Genomic DNA, 19699 nt, shown 5'->3' with positions numbered 1-19699 from the left:
ACGAGTGGGATCGCAGCCGGCGAAATTCCGACGACGATCGCCCGACCCATCACTGACTGACCGGATGATCAGCGGTCACACGGGCGTTTCGTCGGGCGACGAAACCGACGACCCGAGAAGCGACGGGTCCTGCGACGTTTCGGTCGCAGGACCCGTTGCAACACTCGCTGGATTTTCTCTCCGACCGCGGGGAAGCGATGGACACTCAGCTTCTGCACTCGCTGTCGACTACAAGCTGCTGATGCTCCGCCCCGAACCTTCGGTAGGCTGGCTCAGATCTCCCCGCTCGCTCCGCCACCGACGGGCGGATTCTATTTTTCGTCGAGCAGCGCTGTCAATCTGCTTGCAGCGCGGCCACGAGCTCCACGTGGTGAGTCTGCGGCAGCGCGTCGAGCAGCACGAGCCGCGCGATGCGAAAGCGTTCCCCGATGCGCACGAGATCGCGCGCCAGCGTCGAGGGATCGCACGAGACGTACACCACGCGCCGTGCACTCGAAGCTCCGATCGCCTCCGCGACCGACGCGTGACAGCCGGTGCGCGGCGGGTTGAGCAGCACGAGCTCGGGCCGCGCCGCCGCCAAGTGACTCGGCGCCCAGCGCTCCGCGGCTTCGGCCACGAGCTCGGCCGTGCTGTTGCGCGCGGCGCTGCGCGCGGCTTCGGGCGAGCGCTCGACCGCGACCACGCGCGCGAATTGGCGAGTGAGTCGCCGGGTGTAGAAGCCGGCTCCGCAGTAGAGCTCGACCGCGCGTTCGCCCGAGCCACACAGCTCGAGCACGCACTCGAGCCAGCGCGCCCAGAGCGCGCGGTTGGCCTGGAAGAAGGCGCCAGGCTCGACGTCGAGCTCGGCATCGCCGCCCGCCAGGCCGCGGATCTCGCGCTCGCCCGCGCCGCGCGGGCGCTCGGCGCGCAGCTCGGCGAGGGCCGCCTGGGTGTCGGGGTCGAGCACGGCGCAGGTCTCGACGTCGACCACCTCGTGCGAGGCGCGCGCGCGGAACCCGACCCGGCCCTCCGACCAGGCGACCCGCGCCCGTGCGCGGTAGCCCAGCGCCCGCGGCGCCGGAATGCGCTCGATCACGGGCAGATCGGCGCGCCGGCCGATGCGCAGCAGCGCCTCGCGCGCGATCGCCGCACGCGCGTCGAGCTGCTCCGCCTCGGTCAGGTGCAGCCACGAGCAGCCGCCGCAGCGCGCGTAGTACGGGCAGGGCGGATCGCGTCGCCCCGGGCCGGGCGCCAGCACCGACTCGATCTCGGCACGCGCAAAGCGCGGCGCCACGTGCGTGATGCGCGCGCGCACGCGATCGCCGGGCGCGGAGCGCGGCACGAACACGGCGAGCCCGTCGGCGCGCGCGACGCCGTCGCCGCCAGCGGCCAGGCGCTCGATCGCGAGCTCGAGCTCGGCGCCGACGTCCAGCGTCAAGGCACGGGGCGGATCACTCGGCTGGTCGAGCCGACGCGGAGCTCCACGGCGCCGGGGTCGATGCGGTAGACGAGCACGCCCGCCACGGTGTCGCCCTCGTGCGCCTCGGTCACGTTCTGCTGCTCGAAGCGCAAGCTCACACTCCGACGCTCCTTCACCGGATGCCAGCGAATGCTCTCGACCCGCACCGGCGGGAAGGCGGCCGGCTGGGCTGCCGCGTACGAGTCACTCGTCGGATCGGGCTCGCCGGCGCGAGTCACTTCGCGCGGCGCGGGCTTGGCGGCGGCCTTGGGGGCCGCGGGCTTGGGCGCCGCCTTGGCCTTCGGCTTCGGCGCCGGCTTGGGCGCCGCGGCGGGCGGCGGAGTCGCGGCCGCGACCTGCGCGGGCGGCGCGGCCGGCTCGGGCGCAGGTGGCGGAGGCGGGGCTGCCGCCGCAGCGGCGGCCTCGGCGGCGGCACGCTCCTGCGCGGCCAGGGTCTCGGCCTGCTGGCGCGCGGCGGCGGCGGCGGCCGCTTGCTGCGCGGCCGCCTGCGCCTGGATCTGTGCGAGCCGGGCGCGCTCGGCGTCGGCCTCGGCCTGCCCGCGCGCCTGGGCCACGGCGTTGACCGGTGCCGGCGCGGGCGCAGGCGCGGCCTGCTGCGGAGTCGCCGGCGCGGGAGGAGCCGCGACCGGCGCAGGGGTCGGAGGGGGCGGCGTCGCGGCGGTCGCCTGATCCATGGCCGCGTCGTCGTCGCTCGGAAGGTCGTCGAGACCCGCGTACGGGTCCCCGTTGGCGTCGTCGTCGGCAGTGACTGCCGGAGCCGGCGCAGCGGGCGCGCGCGAGAGCAGCGGCTTGAGCTTCCCGCTCTTGTACAGCCACGCGCCGCCGCCGGCCGCCGCCGCGAGCAGCACGACGGCCAGGCCGAGTGACACCACGCGGCTTCCGCCGCGCCGCCTGCGCCGCGGCTTGGGGATGTCGTCGGTCACCGAGCCGCGCAGGTCGCGCGACTGCGTGGCGCTGCGCTCGCGCTGCAGCTTGCGCAGGGCGTCGAGGATCGTGCTCACGAGTCCTCTCTCGCGGCGTACAGCCGCGGCGTGGTGTAGTCGAGCGCCTGGTACAGCGCGATCATCGTCTCGGGGCCGACCTCACCGGAGGGCGTGAGCGAGGTGGCGGTCTGGAACGCCTTCACGGCCTTCTGCGTGAGCTCGTCGTACTCACCCGTCGCATCGCCCGACTTGAGATAGTGGAGCTCGGTGAGTCGCGCCTGCAGCCAGCGCACCGCCGGTCCCTTCATGCCGGGCGAGAGCGAGGGCAGTGACTCGAAGTTGGTCCACAAGTAGAACACCCGGCCGGTCCACAGCCGCTGCAGCTCGCTGCGGTCGAGCTCGAGCTCGTCGTTCGCCATGCCCAGGTGCGCGCGGCCGGCGTCGTCCATGCCGATCACGGCCACGTAGCGGCGCTCGCCGGCGCGCGGCTCGAGCTCGAGGATCGCGGGCAGGTCGAGCGCGGAGAGCATTTCGGGCGTGCCGTGAGTCGAGAGCACGAGCAGGGGCGCGATCGAGCGCACGGCGTCGGGGAACAGGTTCGGGTCGAGCTCGCCGCCGACCGGCTGCCGGTAGCCCCAGGCGCCGAGCAGCGCTTCGAGCGCGTCGGCCGCGCTCGCGTTGGTCGAGAGACCGTCGATGCGCGACGGCAGGGGCGGCGCCAGCGGCACCGGAGCGAGCGAGACACTGGCGGGCGCGACGGGCGGCGCCGCCGGAGCGGGCGGGGCCGCCGCGCGCGTGCGCGGCAGGAACGCGGTGATCAGGAGCCCGATCGCCAGCCCGGCAGCGACCAGCCCCAGCGCCAGACCGCGCCGCAGCCCGGTCGCGTCGCGCCAGCCCCCGAGCTCGGTGGCCGGCAGCTCGCGCGCCGCCTTGCGCACCAGCTTGGCGTCGATCTCGCGCCGGCCTTCGGTGTAGCCCGCGAGCAGCGCGCGGTCGGCGAGCGCGTTGATCAGCCGCGGAATGCCGCGCGAGGCGCGGGTGAGTGCGCGCAGTCCGCCGGCCGTGAAGAGCCGCGGGTCCGCGAGCCCCGCGACGCGCAGCCGGTGCTCGAGATACTCGATGACTTCGGGCCGTGACAGGGGCTTCAGCGACCAGCGCACGGTGATGCGCTGCCGCAGCTGGCGCAGGTCGGAGCGCGACAGGTTCTCTTCGAGCTCCGGCTGACCGATCAGCACGATCTGCAAGAGCTTCGCGCGGTCGGTCTCCAGGTTCGACAACAACCGCACCTGCTCGAGCACCGCCGGGTCGAGGTTCTGCGCTTCGTCGATCACCAAGAGGACGCGCCGGCCCGCGGCGTTCTTCTCCAGGAGGAAGTGATTCAACGCGTCGAGCAGGTCGGTGCGCGTGCGCGCCGCGGTGGGCAGCCCGAACTCGCGGTTGATGGCCGACAGCAGCTCGACCTCGCTCGGGCTCGGGTTGAAGATGTACGCGATCTCGGCGTCGCTCCCGATCCGGTCGAGCAGCGTGCGGCACAGGGTGGTCTTGCCCGTGCCGACCTGGCCGATGACCTCGATGAAGCCCTCGCCCTCTTCGATCCCGTACAGCAGGTGGGCGAGCGCCTCGCGGTGCGAAGCCGACAGGAACAGGTATCGGGGATCGGGCGCGAGCGAGAACGGCTTCTCGCGCAATCCGTAGAACCCCGTGTACATCAAGGCCCCTCGCTCAGCCGCCCCGTCCGCCGGCTGGTGGGGCAGGGTGATATTCTGCGCCGCGTATGTCCAACACAATCCGTGGCCGGGGTGCCGGTGGGGCCACGGTCGGCGCCGACGCAGGCGCCACGCTCTGCAAGCTGGTGCTGCCCGCTCCGACGGAGCTTCTGACCGTGAAATTCCCCTCGCGCGACATCTCCGCCGTGCGGGCGTGTCTGCGCGAGTGGCGGCCCGAGCGCGTGATCGCGACCGGCGGCGGCGCGGCGCGCCTGGCGCGCGAGCTCGACGGGGTCGAGGTGCGCACGGTGCCCGAATTCAGCGCGTGGGCGCTCGGAGCGCCGCTGCTCGCGGCGCGCACCGGCCTCGCGCTGCCCGAAAAGTATCTCGTGGCGGCCGTCGGCACGGGCACGTCGGTGCTCCTGCTCGAGCGGGGGAAGGCGCGGCGCATCGGCGGCAGCGCGCTGGGCGGCGGCACGCTGATGGGGCTCGCCAAGCTCCTGCTGGGCGTCGACTCGTTCGACCAGGTGTGTGCGCTCGCCGCGCGCGGCGACCGGCGCAAGGTCGATCTCCTGGTGCGCGACATCTACCCCGGCGGCGAGATCGAGCTGCCCGGTGACTTGAACGCGTCGAGCTTCGCCAAGCTCGACTCGCGCGAGCCCAATGACCTGGCTCACGCGCTGATCGGCATGATCGGCGAGAACATCGGCCTGATCTGCGGAAACCTCGCGCGCACGACCGGCGCGACCGCGGTGCTCTACTGCGGCTCGACGCTCCTGCACAACCCCGAGCTGGCGCAGATCCTCACCTGGGTCACTGCGATGCACGGCGCGACGGCGCACTTCCCCGAGCACGGCGCCTTCTGCGGCGCGCTCGGTGCAGTGGCCGCGCTGGACGGCGAGCCCGCGCATCCCGGCTAGGGCGCGTCTTCGCGCCGGCGCTCGACGCGGTGCACGCGGTCGCGCAGCACCTTGAGCTCCTCGCCCGCCTGCTGCAGCCGCTCTTCGAGTGCGAGCCGCGCGCGCACCTCCTGGTCGAGTCTCTGCTCCAGCACGCTGGTCGGGTCGGCGGCGCTGCGCAGCTCGTCGACCGAGATCGCATCTACACCGGGTGGTGTCGGCCGCGGGCGCGGCCGGAACGGCGCTTCGGGCGCCGCCGGGCGCATGCGCCATGCGGCGAAGCCGAGCACGCCGACGGCGGAGAGCACGGCCAGCGTGCCGAGCGCGAGGCCCCACGGGAAGCCGGTGTCGTGCGCCGGCTCGGGCTGCGCCGGCGGCGCGGGCGGCGGCGCAGCCGGTGGAGTCACTTCGGCGGCGGGCGGCGGCTCCGGAGCGGGCGCGGGCTCGGGCTCGGCGGCCAGCTCGGGCGCCGGTGGCGCCGGCTCGGGCGCGGCGGCCTCGGGCGGAGTTTCTGGCGCAGTCGCCTCGGGCGGAGTCTCCGCTCGAGCCTCCGGCTGCGCGGCTTCGGGCGCGGGCTGGCTCGACGCGGCTTCCTTCGGCTCGGGCTCCGGCTCCGCCCCGGGCTCCGGCTCCGGCACCGGCACCGGCGCGTTCTCGGGCGGGCTGAACGACTTCGCGGGCGAGAGCGCAGTGAGTCCGGCCGGCACCTCGAACTTCCCCTCGCCCGGCTCCGCCACGTCGATCACCAGCCGCGTGGGCTTGGCGAGCAGATACGCGCGCAGGCGCCGCTCGCGCGGCTCGAGCTCGAGCTGCGTGCCCACGCGCATGGCGCGCAGCACGATCTTCCCCACCTGCGGCAGCTTGCTCTCGATCACGCGCTCGCGCTGGCCCAGGTCGGCGTCGAGATAGAACTTCTCGGCGCCCGCTTCGGGCCCGCGCTGCCAGGCGATCTCGGCCGAGCCGTCGAGCTCGACCACCACGCGCTGGTAGCCCTCGTGCGCGCCCACGCGCACGTCGCGCACGTGCGGGCGGCTCTGCGCGGGCGCGAACGCCGCGGGCGCGGCGAGCGCGACCGCAGTGACCCACAAAGTCAGCGCACGTCGCATGGTCCCTCTCTCGTAGCCAGGTCATCGCCAGGTCTGGCCAGGGCGCAGCTCCACATCAGGAGTCGGCAAGTGAGCGGTTCAACTATAGTCCAGCGCATGGTGGAGGCAGCCGGTGAGACGGGCGTCGCGGTGATCGGCGCCGGCGTCGTCGGCCTGGCGTGCGCGGCGGCGCTGGCCGCGGCGGGCCGCGACGTGCTCGTGCTCGAGCGCCACGGCGCGATCGCGCGCGAGACCACGTCGCGCAACAGCGGAGTCATCCACGCCGGGCTCTACTACCCGACCGGCTCGCTCAAGGCGGAGCTGTGCGTCGCGGGGCGCGAGGCGCTGTACGCGCGCTGCGCGGCGCGCGACATCGCGCACCGCAACACCGGCAAGCTCGTGGTGGCGAGCGGCGAGCACGAGCTTCCGGCGCTCGAGTCACTGCGCGCGCGGGGCACGGCCAACGGCGTGCCCGGCCTGCGCCTGATCGACGCGCGCGAGCTGCGGACGCTCGAGCCGCGCGTGTCGGCGCGCGCTGCGCTGCTGGTTCCGGTGACCGGCATCGTCGACCCGGAGGAGCTCGCCGCCAGCTACGAGGCGGAGCTCGAGTCGCACGGCGGGCGGGTGCTGCTACACAGCACGGTGTACGCGCTGGAGCGCGACGCGCGCGGCTGGCGCATCGAGCTCGAGTCGCGCGGCGGCGGCCGCGAGACGCTGCGCGCCGGGGCGGTGGTGAACGCGGCGGGCCTGGCCGCCGACCGCATCGCCGAGCTCGCGGGCATCGACCTGGACGCCGCGCGCTACCGCCAGCACCCGTGCAAGGGCGACTACTTCAGCATCGCGCCGGCCGTGGGCAAGCTCGCCGACCGCCTGATCTATCCCGTGCCGCACGGGCCGGGCCTGGGCGTGCACCTGACCGTCGACCTGGGCGGCCGCTTCCGGCTCGGCCCCGACGCCCACTACGTCGACCGGGTCCACTACGACGTCGATGCCGCGAAGTCCGCGGCCTTCGCAGAGATGGCCAGGCGCTTCCTGCCGGAGCTCGACGCCGCCCAGCTCGCGCCCGACTACGCGGGCATGCGCCCCAAGCTCGCCGGCCCCGGCGAGGACTTCCGCGACTTCGTGATCGCCGAGGAGTCGGCGCGCGGGCTGCCGGGGCTGGTGAACCTGGTGGGCATCGAGTCACCCGGCCTCACCTCGGCGGGCGCGATCGCGGCGCGGGTCGCGCGGCTGATATGATCGGAATGTGAGCCTTCGAACTCCCCTGTGCGACATCCTGGGCATCGAGTACCCGATCGTGCTCGCGGGCATGGGCGGCGCCAGCACGCCGAAGCTCGCGGCCGCGGTCTCCAACGCCGGCGGTCTGGGGATCCTGGGCGCCGCGGCCTGCCAGCCCGAAGAGCTGCGGGCCTGGATCGCCGAGACACGCAGCCTGACCGACAAGCCGTTCGGCGTCGACACGCTGCTGCCGGCCTCGGTGCGGCGCGCGAAGACGCTCGAGCCGGGCGCCGGCCCGTCGCCGCTCGAGAAGGTGCCCAAGCTCCAGGCCTTTGCGCGCGAGTTCATGGCCAAGGAGGGACTCACTCTCCCGCACACCGGCGCCGCGCCGAACGCCCCTCCGCGCGAAGGCAACCGCGGCCGCGCGGTGTTCTCGAAGGACTTCTTCGACGCGCAGATGGAGGTGGTGATCCAGGAGCGCGTGCCCGTGTACGCGGCCGGCCTGGGTGACCCCGGACCCTGGCTCGATCGGCTGCACAAGAACGGCACGATCGTGATGGCGGTGGTCGGCGCGGTGAGACACGCGCGCAAGGTCGCCGAGAGTCACGTCGACGTGATCGTGGCGCAGGGTCACGACGCCGGCGGTCACAACTCACCCGTCGGCACGATGGCGCTCATTCCGCAGGTGGTCGACGCGGTCGCGCCGATCCCCGTGCTCGGCGCCGGCGGAATCACCGACGGCCGCGGCGTGGCCGCGGCGATGATGCTCGGCGCGGTCGGTGCCTGGATCGGCTCGGCCTTCCTCGCCACCGACGAGGCGGGCATCCAGGACTTCCAGAAGCAGGCGATCGTGGACAGCGACGAGGAGAACACCGTCGTGTCGCGCTCGGTCACCGGGAAGCCCGCGCGGCTGATCCGCAGCAAGTGGACCCAGGCCTACGCCGACAGCGGCCTCGAGACGCTGCCGATGCCGTTCCAGAGCATGGTCTCCGGCCCGGTGCTCCTGGCGGGCTCGATCGCCCGGCGCGGCGACATCGTGCCCGGCTTCGCCGGCCAGGGCATCGGCATGATCCACAAGGTCCGGCCCGCGCGAGAGGTGCTGCTGGACATCGTGGCCGGCGCGGAACGGGCCTTGGCGGATGCGAAGAGGCTCGTCTAGACTCGGCCCCCCCTATGTACGCCGTGGTCCGCACAGGTGGTAAGCAGGTCCGGGTGTCGCCCGGCGACATCGTCGATCTCGATCTGATCGAGGGCGAGCCGGGCCAGAGCGTCGAGCTCGCCGAGGTGCTGCTCGTCGGGGGCGACGAGATCCGCGTGGGGAATCCCCTGGTCGCGGGCGCGAAGGTGCTGGCGAAGATCGAGGGCGATGCGTCGGGCCCGAAGATCCGCATCTTCAAGTACAAGCGGCGCAAGCGCTATCGCCTGAGCAAGGGCCACCGGCAGCACTACACCCGCGTGCGCATCGAGTCGATCGAGGCGTAGAGGCACGGCATGGCTCACAAAAAGGGACAGGGCAGCACCCGCAACGGCCGCGACAGCAACTCGCAGCGGCGCGGGACCAAGGTCTACGGCGGCGAGACCGTGCGCGCGGGCCAGGTGCTGGTGCGCCAGGTCGGCACCGTGATCCACGCCGGCCGCGGCGTCGGCATGGGCCGCGACTTCACGCTGTTCGCGCTGCGCGACGGCGTCGTGAAGTACTACGACAGCCGCAATCAGAAGCGCGCGTCCATTGTCGACGCCAACGCGTAACTGACCTAGCTCGTTAGAATCCCGGCGGATCATGTCCGCCCCCGACTTCATCGACGAGTGCCGGATCTTCGTGCGCAGCGGCGACGGAGGTCGCGGCTGCTGCTCGTTCCGGCGCGAGAAGTTCGTGCCGCGCGGCGGCCCCGACGGGGGGAACGGCGGCAAAGGTGGCTCGGTCTGGCTGGTCGCGGACCGCCAGCTCGCGACCTTGCTCGACACGCGCCACCGCAAGTTCTTCCGCGCCGGCCGCGGGGCGCACGGCTCGGGCGCACGCAAGGATGGGAAGTGGGGCGACGACGTCGAGCTCCATCTGCCGCTGGGCACCGTGGTGAAGGACGACGCCACGCGCGAGGTGCTGGCCGAGCTGCTCGAGGACGGCCAGCGCTGGCTGGCCGAGGAGGGCGGCCGCGGGGGACGCGGCAACGCCATGTTCGCGACCTCGACCAACCAGGCGCCGCTCACGGTCGAGCCCGGCGAAGAGGGCCAGGAGCGCTGGCTGCGGCTCGAGCTCAAGGTGCTGGCCGACGTGGGGCTGATCGGCTTTCCCAACGCGGGCAAGTCGACCTTGATCTCGCGCGTGTCGGCCGCGCGGCCCAAGGTCGCGAGCTACCCGTTCACCACCCTGCAGCCGCACCTGGGCATGGTGGAAGTGAGTGGCGCGCGCTTCGTGATCGCGGACATCCCCGGTCTGATTCCGGGCGCGCACCGCGGCGCCGGGCTGGGTCACCGCTTCCTGCGCCACGTGGAGCGCACGCGGCTGCTCGTGCATCTGCTCGACCCCGAGCCATCGCTCGCGGGCGGCGACGCGGAGCGCAGCCCCGAGGGCGACTACCTCGCGCTGCGCGCCGAGCTCGCGGCCTACTCCGAGGAGCTGGCCAAGCGCACCGAGATCGTGTGTCTCGCCAAGGCCGACCTCGTGCCCGATGCGGCGGAGCGCGCGCTCTTGGCCGAGCCGCTGACGCGCCGCGGCATCGACGTGCGCTGGATCTCGGCCGCCACCGGCGAGGGCATCGAGTCACTGCTGCAGCTGCTGGGGCGCGAGGTGGGCAAGAAGTGACTCGCGCCGACCTGTCTCGCGCGCGGCGCGTGGTGGTGAAGCTCGGCACGTCGCTGCTCGCGCCGCAGGCCGGGGGCGTGCAGACGCGCCGTTTTTCGTCGGTGGCCCGCCAGGTGGCCGCGGAGATGCGGCGCGGGCACGAGATCGTGGTGGTCTCGTCGGGCGCCGTGGGGCTCGGCACGCGCCGGCTCGGTCTCGCCAAGCGCCCGAGCTCGATCCCGGGCAAGCAGGCCGCCGCGGCGGTGGGTCAGATCGACCTGTGCCGGCGCTTCGAGCGCGCGTTCGCGCGCGAGAAGCTCCTGGTCGGGCAGATCCTGCTCGATCACGCGGGCTTCGTGGACCGCGAGCGCTTCCTGCACGCGCGCAGCACGCTGGCGCAGCTCCTGGCCGACGGCGTGGTGCCGCTGATCAACGAGAACGATTCGGTCGCGACCGAGGAGCTGCGCTTCGGCGACAACGACCAGCTGGCCGCGCAGGTCGTGAACACCTGCGGCGCGGACCTGCTGTTGCTCTTGACCGACATCGACGGTCTGCGCGACGGCGACCCGCGCGCGGGCCGCGCCACGCGCGTGGCCGTGGTCGACGAAGTCACTCCGCGCGTGCTCGCGCTGGCGGGCGGCGAGGGCTCGGCGCTGGCGACCGGCGGCATGCGCTCGAAGCTGCTCGCGGCCCGTTCGGCGGCGCGCTTCGGCGTGCCCACGGTGATCGCCGACGGGCGCAAGCGCGACGTGCTGCGGCGCGTCCTCGCGGGCGACGACGTGGGCACGCTCGTGCGGCCGGCCCAGGACCAGCTCTCGTCGCGCAAGCACTGGATCGCCTTCACCCTGCGGCCGCGCGGCGCGCTGCGGCTCGACGCCGGCGCGGTGCGCGCGCTGCGCGAACGGCGCGCGAGCCTCCTGCCCGCGGGAGTCACCGAAGTGTCGGGGCGCTTCGGCGTGGGCGACCTGGTCGCGTGTCTCGCGCCCAACGGCGACGAGGTCGCGCGCGGCCTGGTCTCGTACGACGCGCGCGAGATCGGGCGAATCCGCGGCCAGAAGACCGCGCAGATCGAGGCCGTGCTGGGCTACTCGAACGGCGACGAGGTGATCCACCGCGACAACCTGATCGTCTTCTGATGCCGAGCGTCGCCCGCTGCGCCGCGATCGTGTTTCTGGTCAGTCTGGCCCTGCTCGACGCCCAGGTGACTGCCACGCGGCTGATCGCGTACCGCTTCTTCTACCACTTCGTGTTCTTCGTGGTGTCGCTGGCGCAGCTCGGCCTGGCCGCGGCCGGCGCGTGGCTGTACGCGTCGCGGCGCACTGACTGGCGGAGCGACGACCTTGTGCGCTGGCTGATCGCGCTCGCGGCGCTGCCGCTGGTGTTTCTCGCCGCCTACGCCTGGCTCGGCCCGGCCCCCAACCTCTCGTTCGGCAAGGTCGACGGGTCGGGGGCCTACGGGTATCTGACGGCGCTCGCGCTGGCCCTGGTGGCGCTGAACTTCTGCGGCGGCATGGCGCTCACGCTCGTGTTCACGCAGCGCCGCAGTGACTTCGGCCGGCTCTACGCCGCCGACCTGGCGGGGGCCGCGTTGGGCTGCGCGGCGTCGGTGAGCGTGATGATGGCGGCCGGGCCGATCCGCGCCTTTCTCGCCGCCGGCCTGGCCGCGCTGGGCGCCGCCGCGCTGGCCGCCGGCTGGCCGCGCGCGCGAGTGAGTGGCGGCGTGTTCGGCGCCGCCGGGGTCGGCGCGGTTCTGCTCGGCGCCGGCATGCTGTTCCCGGCCGTGTTCGACCCCTACGTGAGGCTGCCCGAGAGCGCCAGCCGCATCGCGCGCTTCGAGTGGAACCACCTCGCGCGCACCGACGCCGTGCACGCGGGGCGCTACGTGATCGACGGCGACGCCTCGACCGACGTGCGCGAGGACCTGCTGACCTTCCCGGTGCCCGAGTACACGCTGGTGAAGCGCTCGCCCGACGTGGCGGTGCTGGGCGTCGGCGCCGGCCCGCAGCTGCGCCTGGCGCTGCAGATGGACGCCGCGTCGGTGCTCGCGATCGACATCAACCCCACGATCCTGCGCTGGGACCAGGTCGACGACCGCGACGCCAACCGCCGCATCTTCCTCGACCCGCGAGTCACCGTCGAGCTCGGCGAGGCGCGCCACCTGCTGCGCTCGAGCGACCGCGACTTCGACCTCGTGGTCATGCACGCGATCGACACCTGGACTGCCTCGGCGCAGGGCGCCTACAGCCTGTCGGAGAACTTCCTCTACACGAGCGAGGCCATGCGCGACCTGCTGGGCAAGCTGCGCCCGGGCGGCGTGGTGTCGATCCGCCGCTGGCTGTTCTGGCCGCCGCGCGAGACCCTGCGCCTGTTCACCACCGTGCTCGATGCGCTGCAGCGCTCCGGGGCCGCGCATCCCGAGTCACAGGTCGTGGTGCTGTCTCCCGAGCCGAACTTCCGCAGCTCGGACCTGCACGTGTGGGGCTTCCTATTGTTCTCGAACCAGCCGATCGAGGGCGAGCGCCTGGCGCGGCTCGACGCCTACGTGGCGCGGCAGGGCTGGGCCTACCTGTACCGGCCGGGCTCGGCGCTGGACACGCCGTTCTCGGAGTACGCGCGCAGCGCCGATCGGCGCGCGTTTCTGGCCTCTTACCCGTACATCGTGACTCCCTCGAGTGACTCGAACCCGTTCTTCTTCCAGTTCGCCCTGCCCTGGTCCGCGTGGTCGCTGCAGCCCTCGGTGTCGAGAGCGGTGTACGCGCAGAGCTCGCAGCTCCTGCTCCTGTGTCTCGCGCTGGCGGCCGTGCTCACGCTCGCACTGCTCGGCACGCCGCTCTGGCTGCGCCGCGGCGACGTGCGCGGCGACCGCGCGCTCGCGCCCGCGCTGGTGTATTTCGCAGCGCTGGGCGTGGGCTTCATGGGCTTCGAGCTGCCGGCGATCCAGATCATGACCTTGTTCCTGGGTCACCCCACGTACGCGCTCTCGGTCGTGCTCGCGGGCCTGCTCGCCGGGGCCGGCATCGGCAGCACCTGGATGGGCCGCGCGCCGCTTCGCGCCGGCGCCGTGGCCGTGTTCGCCGTGATCGGCCTGGCGCTCGGCTGCGCGCTCGGCCTCTTGCCCGCGGTCCACGCGCTGATCCAGCTGCCCGCGGCCGCGCGCATGGCGCTCACCGCGGCGAGCGTGGTCGCGCTGGGCGTCCCGCTGGGCATGCCGCTGGCCGGCGGGATCCGCCTGCTCGACCCGGACCGGCCCGAGCTCGTGGCCTGGGCGTGGGCCGCGAACGGCGCCGCCGCGGTCGTGGGCTCGTGTCTGCTCATGATCGTGATGGTCTACGGCGGCAGCAGCGCGGCCTTCGCGATCGCGGCGGGCGCGTACTCACTGGCCGCGGCGGCGCGTCGCTGGCTCGCGCAGTAACTTCCGCGCCGGGAATGCGCGGTCTCACTCTGCTGCTCGGCCTCTTGTGCTGCGGCTGCGGCCTCGGGACCTGGTTCGAGGGCCCGAAGTTCGCGGACGAGCCCGTGCCACCCGACAAGGCGCGGATCGTCATCTACCGGCCCGAGTGGCACTGGATCGCGATCGACCTGCGCATCGGGGTCGACGGCACGATGCTCGCCGACCTGAACGGCGCGACCTACGTGTCGGTGCTGGTCACTCCGCGCCAGCTGCTGCGCAGCTTCAAGCTCACCGCCAAGTTCGAGTCGCTGTGGAAGGTCATCCTCGGCGGCTCCGAGGGCTTCACCCGTCGCGTCGAGGCGCGCCCGGGCGAGACGATCTACTGCGAGTATACCTCGGACGCCAGCAACAGCCTGGTGGAGCAGCGCTGGTTCTACTGCAGCACCGACCCCAAGGAGCACGAGGCGCGGGCGCAATGCCGGCGCACGGGCCCGCAGGGGCTCTGGGACCCCTGAGCTTCGCTCGAAGCGAAGGAATGCCGCTAAGATAGGTAGCCGATGAGCCAGGCCGAGCTGGTCGCCGAGCTGGTGCGCCGCGCGCGGGCCGCTTCCGAGCGGCTGGGCGAGCTGCGCACCGACGTGAAGGACGCCGCCCTGCACGCCGCGGCCGACGCCCTGGAGAGCGCCTGCGCCGAGATCCTGGCCCAGAACCAGAAGGACCTCGACGCCGGGCGGCAGAAGGGCCTGGCGGCGCCCCTGCTCGAGCGGCTCACGCTGAGCCCCGAGCGCGTCTCCGCCATGGCCGCGGGCCTGCGCGAGGTGGCCGCGCTGCCCGATCCGGTGGGCGAGATCACGCGCATGTGGAACCGGCCGAGCGGCCTGCAGGTCGGGCGAATGCGCATTCCGCTGGGCGTGATCCTGGTGATCTACGAGTCGCGGCCCAACGTGACCGCCGACGTCGCGGGCCTGTGTCTCAAGAGCGGCAACGGCGCGATCCTGCGCGGCGGATCGGAAGCGATCCACTCCAATCGCGCGATCGCCGCCGTGGTGCGCAGCGCGATCGCGCGGGCGGGCGTGCCCGAAGACGCGCTCCTGCTCGTGCCCGACACCGAGCGCGCGCTGGTCGACGCGCTGCTGCAGCGCGACGACGCGATCGACCTCGTGATCCCGCGCGGCGGCGAGGCGCTGATCCGTCGCGTCTCGGAGCAGTCACGCATTCCCGTGATCAAACACTACAAAGGCGTGTGCCACGTCTACCTCGACGAGTTCGCCGAGCCCAAGATGGCGAGCGACATCGCGCTGAACTCGAAGCTGCAGCGCGTGTCGGTGTGCAATGCGGCCGAGACCCTGCTCGTGCACGCGGCGCTGGCCGAAACCGTGCTGCCCGACGTGCTGGGCGCGCTGGCCGCGCACGGCGTCGAGCTGCGCGCCTGTGAGCGCACGCGCGCGCACTTCAAGGGCGCGCTGCCCGCGCGCGAGGAGGACTGGTCGACCGAGTGGCTGGGCAAGACCATGTCGGTGCGCACGGTCGACTCACTCGACCAGGCGATCGACCACATCCGCCGCTACGGCTCGAACCACACCGACACGATCGTGACCCAGGACGTGGGTCGCGCGCGCGAGTTCATCCGCCGCGTGAACTCGAGCTCGGTGTTCGCCAACGCGAGCACGCGCTTCTCCGACGGCTTCCAGCTCGGGCTGGGCGCCGAGGTCGGAGTCTCGACCACCAAGATGCACTGGTACGGGCCGATGGGCCTCGAGGGTCTCACGACCCAGAAGTTCATCGCGTTCGGAGAGGGAACGATTCTCGAGTGAAGCTGGGCGTACTCGGCGGCACGTTCAATCCGATCCACCTCGCACACCTGCGGCTGTGCGAAGAGCTGCGCGAGTCACTCGAGCTCGAACGCGTGCTGCTGGTCCCGGCCGGCGAGCCCGCGCTGAAGCACCAGGGCGTGGCGCCCGCCGTGCACCGGCTCGAGATGGCGCGGCGCGCGACCGCCTCGAACCCGCGGCTCGAGGTCGACGACCTCGAGGTGCGCCGCAAGGGTCCGAGCTACACCGTCGAGACGCTGCAGGCGCTGCGCGCCAAACACTCCGCGGCCGAGCTGTGGTTCCTGGTGGGCGCCGACACGCTGCCCGAGCTCGCCTCCTGGCGCGAGCCGGCTCGGCTGTTCACGCTGGCCAACTTCGCCGTGGCGACGCGCCCGGGCTATGCTGCGCCGCTGCGCGAGCTCCTCCCCCGCGCACTGGCCGCGCCGTTCCGCGACGGACCGCGCGGCCTGGTGCACCCGGCCGGAACCGAGCTCCGGGCCGTGCCGTTCACGCCGCTCGAGATCTCGGCCAGCGAGATCCGGCGGCGCGCCGCGCGCGGGGAGTCGATCCGCTACCTCGTCAGCGACGAGGTGCGTGAGTACATCGCGAAACACCACCTGTACGACCACGGAGAAAGTGAGGTCGATTGACGGCGAAGGAAATGGCCCTGGCCCTGGCGACCGCGATCCACGACAAGAAAGGTGAGGAGGTGCGCGTGCTCGATCTGCACGGAGTCTGCAGCTTTGCGGACTACTTCGTACTCGCCACGGGCGGGTCGGATCGGCACGTGCGCGCGCTCGCCGACGCCGCGGTCGACGCCGCGACGCGCGGGGGCGCGAAGGCGCTCGGCGTCGAGGGCAAGTCCGTCGGGCGCTGGGTGCTGGTCGACCTGGGCGAGATCGTCGTCCACGTCTTCAGCGAGGACGCGCGCGAGTATTTCGGTCTCGAGAGACTCTGGGGCGACGCCGAGGAGCTCGCCGTGGTGGCCGCTTCGTGAAAGTGACTGGTCCGGTGGTGCTCGTCGTGCTCGACGGGTACGGGATCGGCGACGGCGGGCCGGGTGACGCCACCCGGCTCGCCCGCGCGCCGTTCTTCGCGGAGCTCGCCGCGCGCTACCCGCACGCCCGGGTCGAGACCTCGGGCGCGGCGGTCGGCCTGCCCGACGGGCAGATGGGCAACTCCGAGGTCGGACACACCACGCTCGGCGCCGGCCGCGTGATCGACATGGACATCGTGCGCATCAAGAAGTCGATCGACGCGGGCGAGCTGGCCGCGAACCCCGCGATGCAGGAGCTGCTCGCCGCCGCCCAGCGCGCCGGTGGCGCGCTGCACTTGCTGGGCCTGGTCTCCGACGGCGGCGTGCACAGCTCGCTCGACCACCTGTACGGGATCCTGCGCCTGTGCGACGAGCGCGGGATCCGCCCGATCGTGCATGCCTTCACCGACGGGCGAGACACTGCGCCGCGCTGCGCCCGGAGCTTCGTCGCGCCGCTCGAGGCGCGCGTGAAGGCACAGGGCGGCTGCATCGCGACCGTGATCGGCCGCTACTTCGCCATGGACCGCGACAAGCGCTGGGACCGCGTGGCGCGAGCCTACCGCGCGATCGTCTCGCGCGAAGGCCTCGATGCGCCCAGCGCCGTGGCCGCAGTGGAGCGCGCGCTCGCGCGCAACGAGGGCGACGAGTTCATCCAGCCCACCGTCGTGGCGGGCGGACCCGCGCTGCGCGACGGCGATGCGGTGCTGTTCTTCAACTTCCGCGCCGACCGCGCGCGCGAGCTCACCAACGCGCTGACGCGCGTGCAGCCCGACCAGCTCGGCGCCGAGGTCGCGACACTACCGCGTGTACGGCCGGGGGCCTTCGCGACGCTCACCGCATACGACGAGACCTTCGGCTTGCCGGTGCTGTTCGGCCCGGTCGACGTGCGGCACGGCTTCGGGGAGCTGGTCGCGGAGACGGGCGCGGCGCAGCTGCGCATCGCCGAGACCGAGAAGTACGCGCACGTGACCTACTTCTTCAACGGCGGGCGCGAGGAGCCGCTCGCCCACGAGGACCGGATCCTGATCCCCTCGCCGCGCGACGTGCCGACCTACGACCTGAAGCCCGAGATGAGCGCGGTGGCCGTGACCGACGCCCTGCTCGAGGCGCTGGCCAAGCGGCCCTATGCGTTCGTGCTGGTGAACTACGCGAACCCCGACATGGTCGGCCACACCGGAGTGATTCCCGCCGGCGTGAAGGCGGTCGAAGTGGTCGACGCGTGTCTCGCGCGCCTGTGCCGCGAGGTGCTGGCGCGCCGGGGGGCGCTCCTGATCACCGCCGACCACGGCAACATCGAGCAGCTGATCGACCCCAAGACCGGCGAGCCGCACACCGCACACACCACCAATCCCGTGCCGCTGTACTGGGTCACCCCCGACCCCGCGGGCAAGCGCCTGCGCGACGGCGGACTCTCCGACCTCGCCCCGAGTCTCTGCACGCTCATGGGCCTACCCGTGCCGCGCGAGATGACGGGCCACAGTCTGCTCGTCGGCGCCGACTGACTCGCTTGCGCGGCCTGCTGCGCGCGCTCCACGAGCTGCTCGTGCCGAGCGTCTGCCCGTCGTGCGACGCGCCGCGCGCACACGGTGAGACCGTCTTGTGCGGCTTCTGCGCGCGCGGCGTGCGCGCGTTGCCGCGGCTGCGCGCCGTGCACACGGCGATCGCCTACGAGGGCACGGGGCTCGAGCTCGTCCGCCGCATGAAGTTCGAGCACCGCCGTGACGCGGGCCTCGTGCTGGGCGCGTGGCTGGCGGCACGCGTGCGCGGGCTCGGCTTCGACGCGATCGTGCCGCTCCCGCGCCACGCGGCGCGCGTGCGCGCCGAAGGCTGCGACCCGGTCCACGCGCTGGCCGTGCGGCTGGCGCGCGACCTGGGCTCGCGCGTGTGCGACGGCGCGCTGTGGCGCGCGCGACTCACGGCGCCGCAGACGGGTCTCTCGCAGCCCGCGCGGCGGCGCAACGTGGCGGGGAGCTTCGCGGCGCGGCCGGGGGCGCTCGCGGGCCTGCGCGTGCTCTTGCTCGACGACGTGGCCACGACCGGCGCCACGCTGGCCGAGGCCGCACGCACCCTGCGGCGCGAGAGCGGCGCCCGCCGCATCCACCTGGCCGCGGTCGCCGGAACGCCGGCCGCTGTGCTATGAACGGCCCCTATGGCGGACTCCATCAAGCTCAAGCAAGCGCTGTCGCTCAAGCACCAGGCCAACCTCGGCGAGGACGTCGAGGAGATCGAGCTCTCGGCGGGCGACGAGCTGGCGGTGCTCCAGGAGTGGGACACCGCCTACCTGGCCAAGACCTCGGACGGCAAGCTCTTCAACGTGAAGAAGGAGCTGGCCGAACCCGCGTGACCAGCTCCGCGAGCGTCTTCACCAGGCGCTCCGGGTTCACGGGCTTCTTGAAGATCACGCCTTCCAGCCCCTCGAGGCGGCTGCGCTTGATCACGTGGTCCTGGTCGTAATAGAAGGCCGTCATCAGCACGACCGGCGTGCCCGGGGCCTCGCGGCGCGCGGCCTGGAACAGCTCGTAGCCGTCCATCTCCGGCATCACCACGTCCGACAGCACCAGGTCGAAGGGCTCGCGCCGCATGCGCTCGATCGCCTCGCGCCCGTTGCCGACCTCGGCCACCGCTGCGCCCTCGGCGCGCAGGATCTCCGCGATCGACTCGCGCACCGCCCCGTCGTCGTCGACCACGAGGATGCGCCGGCCCTCGAGCGAGAGCTTGCGCGGCGGCTGCGCCGACAGGTCGATCATGCGGGCGCGCCCGAGATACTGCTTGCTCGAGTAGCCGCCCTGCTCCGCCATGTCGTGCAGGCGCTGCAGGTGTGACTCGATGCGGCGGATCTCGGCGCGGATCTTCGCGGTGCGCTCGAGCTGCGCCGTCTCGCCGCGCTCGCCGAAGGGCCGCTCGAGCAGCGAGATCTGACTCTCGATCACCGTGAGCGGGTTGTTGATCTCGTGCGAGAGGCCGATCGCCACCTCGCCCAGCACCGCGAGCTGGTCGCGCCGCTTCAGCTCCGAGATGTCCTTGGCGAAGCCGATCGTGCCGACTTCCTTCTCGTGCTCGTCGTAGAGGATGACGCCCGAGATCGCGACATCGAGCTCGTGGCCGTCCTTGGCCACGAACGTGGTCGGGAAGTTCACGACCCGGCCGGGGCCCCCGTGCTCGGGCCCGCGCATGGCCGTCATGACCCGGCGCGCCTCGTCGAGCGACGGATAGAGCGTGGCCACGTAGCGCCCGATGATCTCGAGCCGCGAGTAGCCCAGGTTCTCGCGCGCGCCGTCGTTGTAGTACTGGACGGTTCCGTCTTCGTCGGTGGCCACGACGATGTCGGGAGACGCCTCGATCAGTCGCTCGAGCATCTCCTTGTCCAACGGCATGGCGCGGAGTCTACC

Annotated in this window: 20 protein-coding genes; 15 read left to right on the top strand and 5 right to left on the bottom strand. The window is 72.8% G+C overall.

Features of this window, described 5'->3' with window-relative positions; all coding sequences use genetic code 11:
• Positions 1 to 334: 334 nt before the first annotated feature.
• The 3 genes from VMR86_20865 to VMR86_20855 are packed head-to-tail and all read right to left on the bottom strand — an operon-like array spanning position 335 to position 4091.
• The gene (locus VMR86_20865) at positions 335 to 1417 is read right to left on the bottom strand and encodes a TRAM domain-containing protein (GenBank protein HTO09515.1); all 1083 of its coding nucleotides are present in this window, start codon (positions 1415 to 1417) and stop codon (positions 335 to 337) included.
• Positions 1414 to 2460 carry a hypothetical protein gene (locus tag VMR86_20860; GenBank protein HTO09514.1) on the bottom strand — a complete coding sequence of 349 codons (1047 nt, stop codon included), beginning with the start codon at positions 2458 to 2460 and terminating at the stop codon, positions 1414 to 1416. Before VMR86_20860 ends, VMR86_20865 begins: the two co-directional genes overlap by 4 nt.
• Positions 2457 to 4091, bottom strand: coding sequence for an AAA family ATPase (locus VMR86_20855; protein HTO09513.1), 1635 nt, complete (start codon positions 4089 to 4091; stop codon positions 2457 to 2459). The genes VMR86_20860 and VMR86_20855 overlap by 4 nt, the downstream gene beginning before the upstream one ends.
• A gap of 173 nt (positions 4092 to 4264) precedes the next feature.
• Between VMR86_20855 and VMR86_20850 the strand changes: the two genes are divergently transcribed.
• On the top strand, positions 4265 to 5008 hold the full coding sequence (locus VMR86_20850; GenBank protein ID HTO09512.1) for a hypothetical protein: 744 nt from the start codon (positions 4265 to 4267) through the stop codon (positions 5006 to 5008).
• On the opposite strand, the gene VMR86_20845 is transcribed toward VMR86_20850, so the two are convergent.
• Positions 5005 to 6093, bottom strand: a complete 1089-nt coding sequence (locus VMR86_20845; protein ID HTO09511.1) for a hypothetical protein — start codon at positions 6091 to 6093, stop codon at positions 5005 to 5007. The two genes, VMR86_20850 and VMR86_20845, sit on opposite strands and share 4 nt — an antisense overlap.
• Positions 6094 to 6189: 96 nt before the next feature.
• Between VMR86_20845 and VMR86_20840 the strand changes: the two genes are divergently transcribed.
• Genes VMR86_20840 through VMR86_20775 form a run of 14 tightly spaced genes read left to right on the top strand, consistent with a single transcriptional unit; the run spans position 6190 to position 18654 of the window.
• On the top strand, positions 6190 to 7311 hold the full coding sequence (locus VMR86_20840) for an NAD(P)/FAD-dependent oxidoreductase (GenBank protein ID HTO09510.1): 1122 nt from the start codon (positions 6190 to 6192) through the stop codon (positions 7309 to 7311).
• Positions 7312 to 7318: 7 nt separating this feature from the next.
• Positions 7319 to 8449: a nitronate monooxygenase gene (locus tag VMR86_20835; GenBank protein HTO09509.1), complete on the top strand. Its 1131-nt coding sequence runs from the start codon at positions 7319 to 7321 to the stop codon at positions 8447 to 8449.
• Between the two features lie 14 nt (positions 8450 to 8463).
• Positions 8464 to 8772: a 50S ribosomal protein L21 gene (gene rplU / locus VMR86_20830; GenBank protein HTO09508.1), complete on the top strand. Its 309-nt coding sequence runs from the start codon at positions 8464 to 8466 to the stop codon at positions 8770 to 8772.
• A gap of 9 nt (positions 8773 to 8781) precedes the next feature.
• Positions 8782 to 9039: a 50S ribosomal protein L27 gene (gene rpmA, locus VMR86_20825; GenBank protein ID HTO09507.1), complete on the top strand. Its 258-nt coding sequence runs from the start codon at positions 8782 to 8784 to the stop codon at positions 9037 to 9039.
• A gap of 31 nt (positions 9040 to 9070) precedes the next feature.
• Complete coding sequence (gene obgE / locus VMR86_20820; GenBank protein HTO09506.1) at positions 9071 to 10093, top strand: GTPase ObgE; 1023 nt, start codon at positions 9071 to 9073, stop codon at positions 10091 to 10093.
• Positions 10090 to 11208 carry a glutamate 5-kinase gene (gene proB / locus VMR86_20815; GenBank protein ID HTO09505.1) on the top strand — a complete coding sequence of 373 codons (1119 nt, stop codon included), beginning with the start codon at positions 10090 to 10092 and terminating at the stop codon, positions 11206 to 11208. Before obgE ends, proB begins: the two co-directional genes overlap by 4 nt.
• Positions 11208 to 13484: a hypothetical protein gene (locus VMR86_20810; protein HTO09504.1), complete on the top strand. Its 2277-nt coding sequence runs from the start codon at positions 11208 to 11210 to the stop codon at positions 13482 to 13484. The genes proB and VMR86_20810 overlap by 1 nt, the downstream gene beginning before the upstream one ends.
• A 14-nt stretch (positions 13485 to 13498) precedes the next feature.
• Positions 13499 to 13978, top strand: a complete 480-nt coding sequence (locus VMR86_20805; protein ID HTO09503.1) for a hypothetical protein — start codon at positions 13499 to 13501, stop codon at positions 13976 to 13978.
• Between the two features lie 42 nt (positions 13979 to 14020).
• Positions 14021 to 15277 (top strand): glutamate-5-semialdehyde dehydrogenase, encoded by a 1257-nt coding sequence (locus tag VMR86_20800; GenBank protein HTO09502.1) that lies wholly within the window; start codon positions 14021 to 14023, stop codon positions 15275 to 15277.
• Positions 15274 to 15924 (top strand): nicotinate-nucleotide adenylyltransferase, encoded by a 651-nt coding sequence (nadD, locus tag VMR86_20795; GenBank protein ID HTO09501.1) that lies wholly within the window; start codon positions 15274 to 15276, stop codon positions 15922 to 15924. The genes VMR86_20800 and nadD overlap by 4 nt, the downstream gene beginning before the upstream one ends.
• An 11-nt stretch (positions 15925 to 15935) precedes the next feature.
• Positions 15936 to 16271: a ribosome silencing factor gene (rsfS, locus tag VMR86_20790; GenBank protein HTO09500.1), complete on the top strand. Its 336-nt coding sequence runs from the start codon at positions 15936 to 15938 to the stop codon at positions 16269 to 16271.
• A gap of 2 nt (positions 16272 to 16273) precedes the next feature.
• Entirely contained in the window at positions 16274 to 17812 is a 1539-nt protein-coding gene (gpmI, locus tag VMR86_20785; GenBank protein ID HTO09499.1) for a 2,3-bisphosphoglycerate-independent phosphoglycerate mutase, read from the top strand.
• 5 nt (positions 17813 to 17817) lie between these two features.
• Complete coding sequence (locus tag VMR86_20780; GenBank protein ID HTO09498.1) at positions 17818 to 18450, top strand: phosphoribosyltransferase family protein; 633 nt, start codon at positions 17818 to 17820, stop codon at positions 18448 to 18450.
• Positions 18451 to 18459: 9 nt separating this feature from the next.
• Complete coding sequence (locus tag VMR86_20775) at positions 18460 to 18654, top strand: hypothetical protein (protein HTO09497.1); 195 nt, start codon at positions 18460 to 18462, stop codon at positions 18652 to 18654.
• Here the strand turns inward: VMR86_20775 and VMR86_20770 are convergent.
• Entirely contained in the window at positions 18620 to 19684 is a 1065-nt protein-coding gene (locus VMR86_20770; GenBank protein HTO09496.1) for a response regulator, read from the bottom strand. The genes VMR86_20775 and VMR86_20770 overlap by 35 nt on opposite strands.
• Between the last annotated feature and the right edge of the window lie 15 nt (positions 19685 to 19699).

This window comes from Myxococcota bacterium, assembly GCA_035498015.1.
In the GTDB taxonomy this organism is placed as follows: domain Bacteria; phylum Myxococcota_A; class UBA9160; order SZUA-336; family SZUA-336; genus VGRW01.
This window is presented reverse-complemented; position numbering and strand designations above follow the sequence as displayed.

What these genes read in the sequence shown, in the direction of transcription:
- VMR86_20855 (HTO09513.1), bottom strand. Translation starts at nt 4,091, where the DNA reads ATGTACACGGGGTTCTACGGATTGCGCGAGAAGCCGTTCTCGCTCGCG.
- VMR86_20845 (HTO09511.1), bottom strand. Translation starts at nt 6,093, where the DNA reads ATGCGACGTGCGCTGACTTTGTGGGTCACTGCGGTCGCGCTCGCCGCG.
- VMR86_20840 (HTO09510.1), top strand. Translation starts at nt 6,190, where the DNA reads ATGGTGGAGGCAGCCGGTGAGACGGGCGTCGCGGTGATCGGCGCCGGC.
- rplU (HTO09508.1), top strand. Translation starts at nt 8,464, where the DNA reads ATGTACGCCGTGGTCCGCACAGGTGGTAAGCAGGTCCGGGTGTCGCCC.
- rpmA (HTO09507.1), top strand. Translation starts at nt 8,782, where the DNA reads ATGGCTCACAAAAAGGGACAGGGCAGCACCCGCAACGGCCGCGACAGC.
- obgE (HTO09506.1), top strand. Translation starts at nt 9,071, where the DNA reads ATGTCCGCCCCCGACTTCATCGACGAGTGCCGGATCTTCGTGCGCAGC.
- VMR86_20810 (HTO09504.1), top strand. Translation starts at nt 11,208, where the DNA reads ATGCCGAGCGTCGCCCGCTGCGCCGCGATCGTGTTTCTGGTCAGTCTG.
- VMR86_20805 (HTO09503.1), top strand. Translation starts at nt 13,499, where the DNA reads ATGCGCGGTCTCACTCTGCTGCTCGGCCTCTTGTGCTGCGGCTGCGGC.
- VMR86_20800 (HTO09502.1), top strand. Translation starts at nt 14,021, where the DNA reads ATGAGCCAGGCCGAGCTGGTCGCCGAGCTGGTGCGCCGCGCGCGGGCC.
- rsfS (HTO09500.1), top strand. Translation starts at nt 15,936, where the DNA reads ATGGCCCTGGCCCTGGCGACCGCGATCCACGACAAGAAAGGTGAGGAG.
- VMR86_20775 (HTO09497.1), top strand. Translation starts at nt 18,460, where the DNA reads ATGGCGGACTCCATCAAGCTCAAGCAAGCGCTGTCGCTCAAGCACCAG.
- VMR86_20770 (HTO09496.1), bottom strand. Translation starts at nt 19,684, where the DNA reads ATGCCGTTGGACAAGGAGATGCTCGAGCGACTGATCGAGGCGTCTCCC.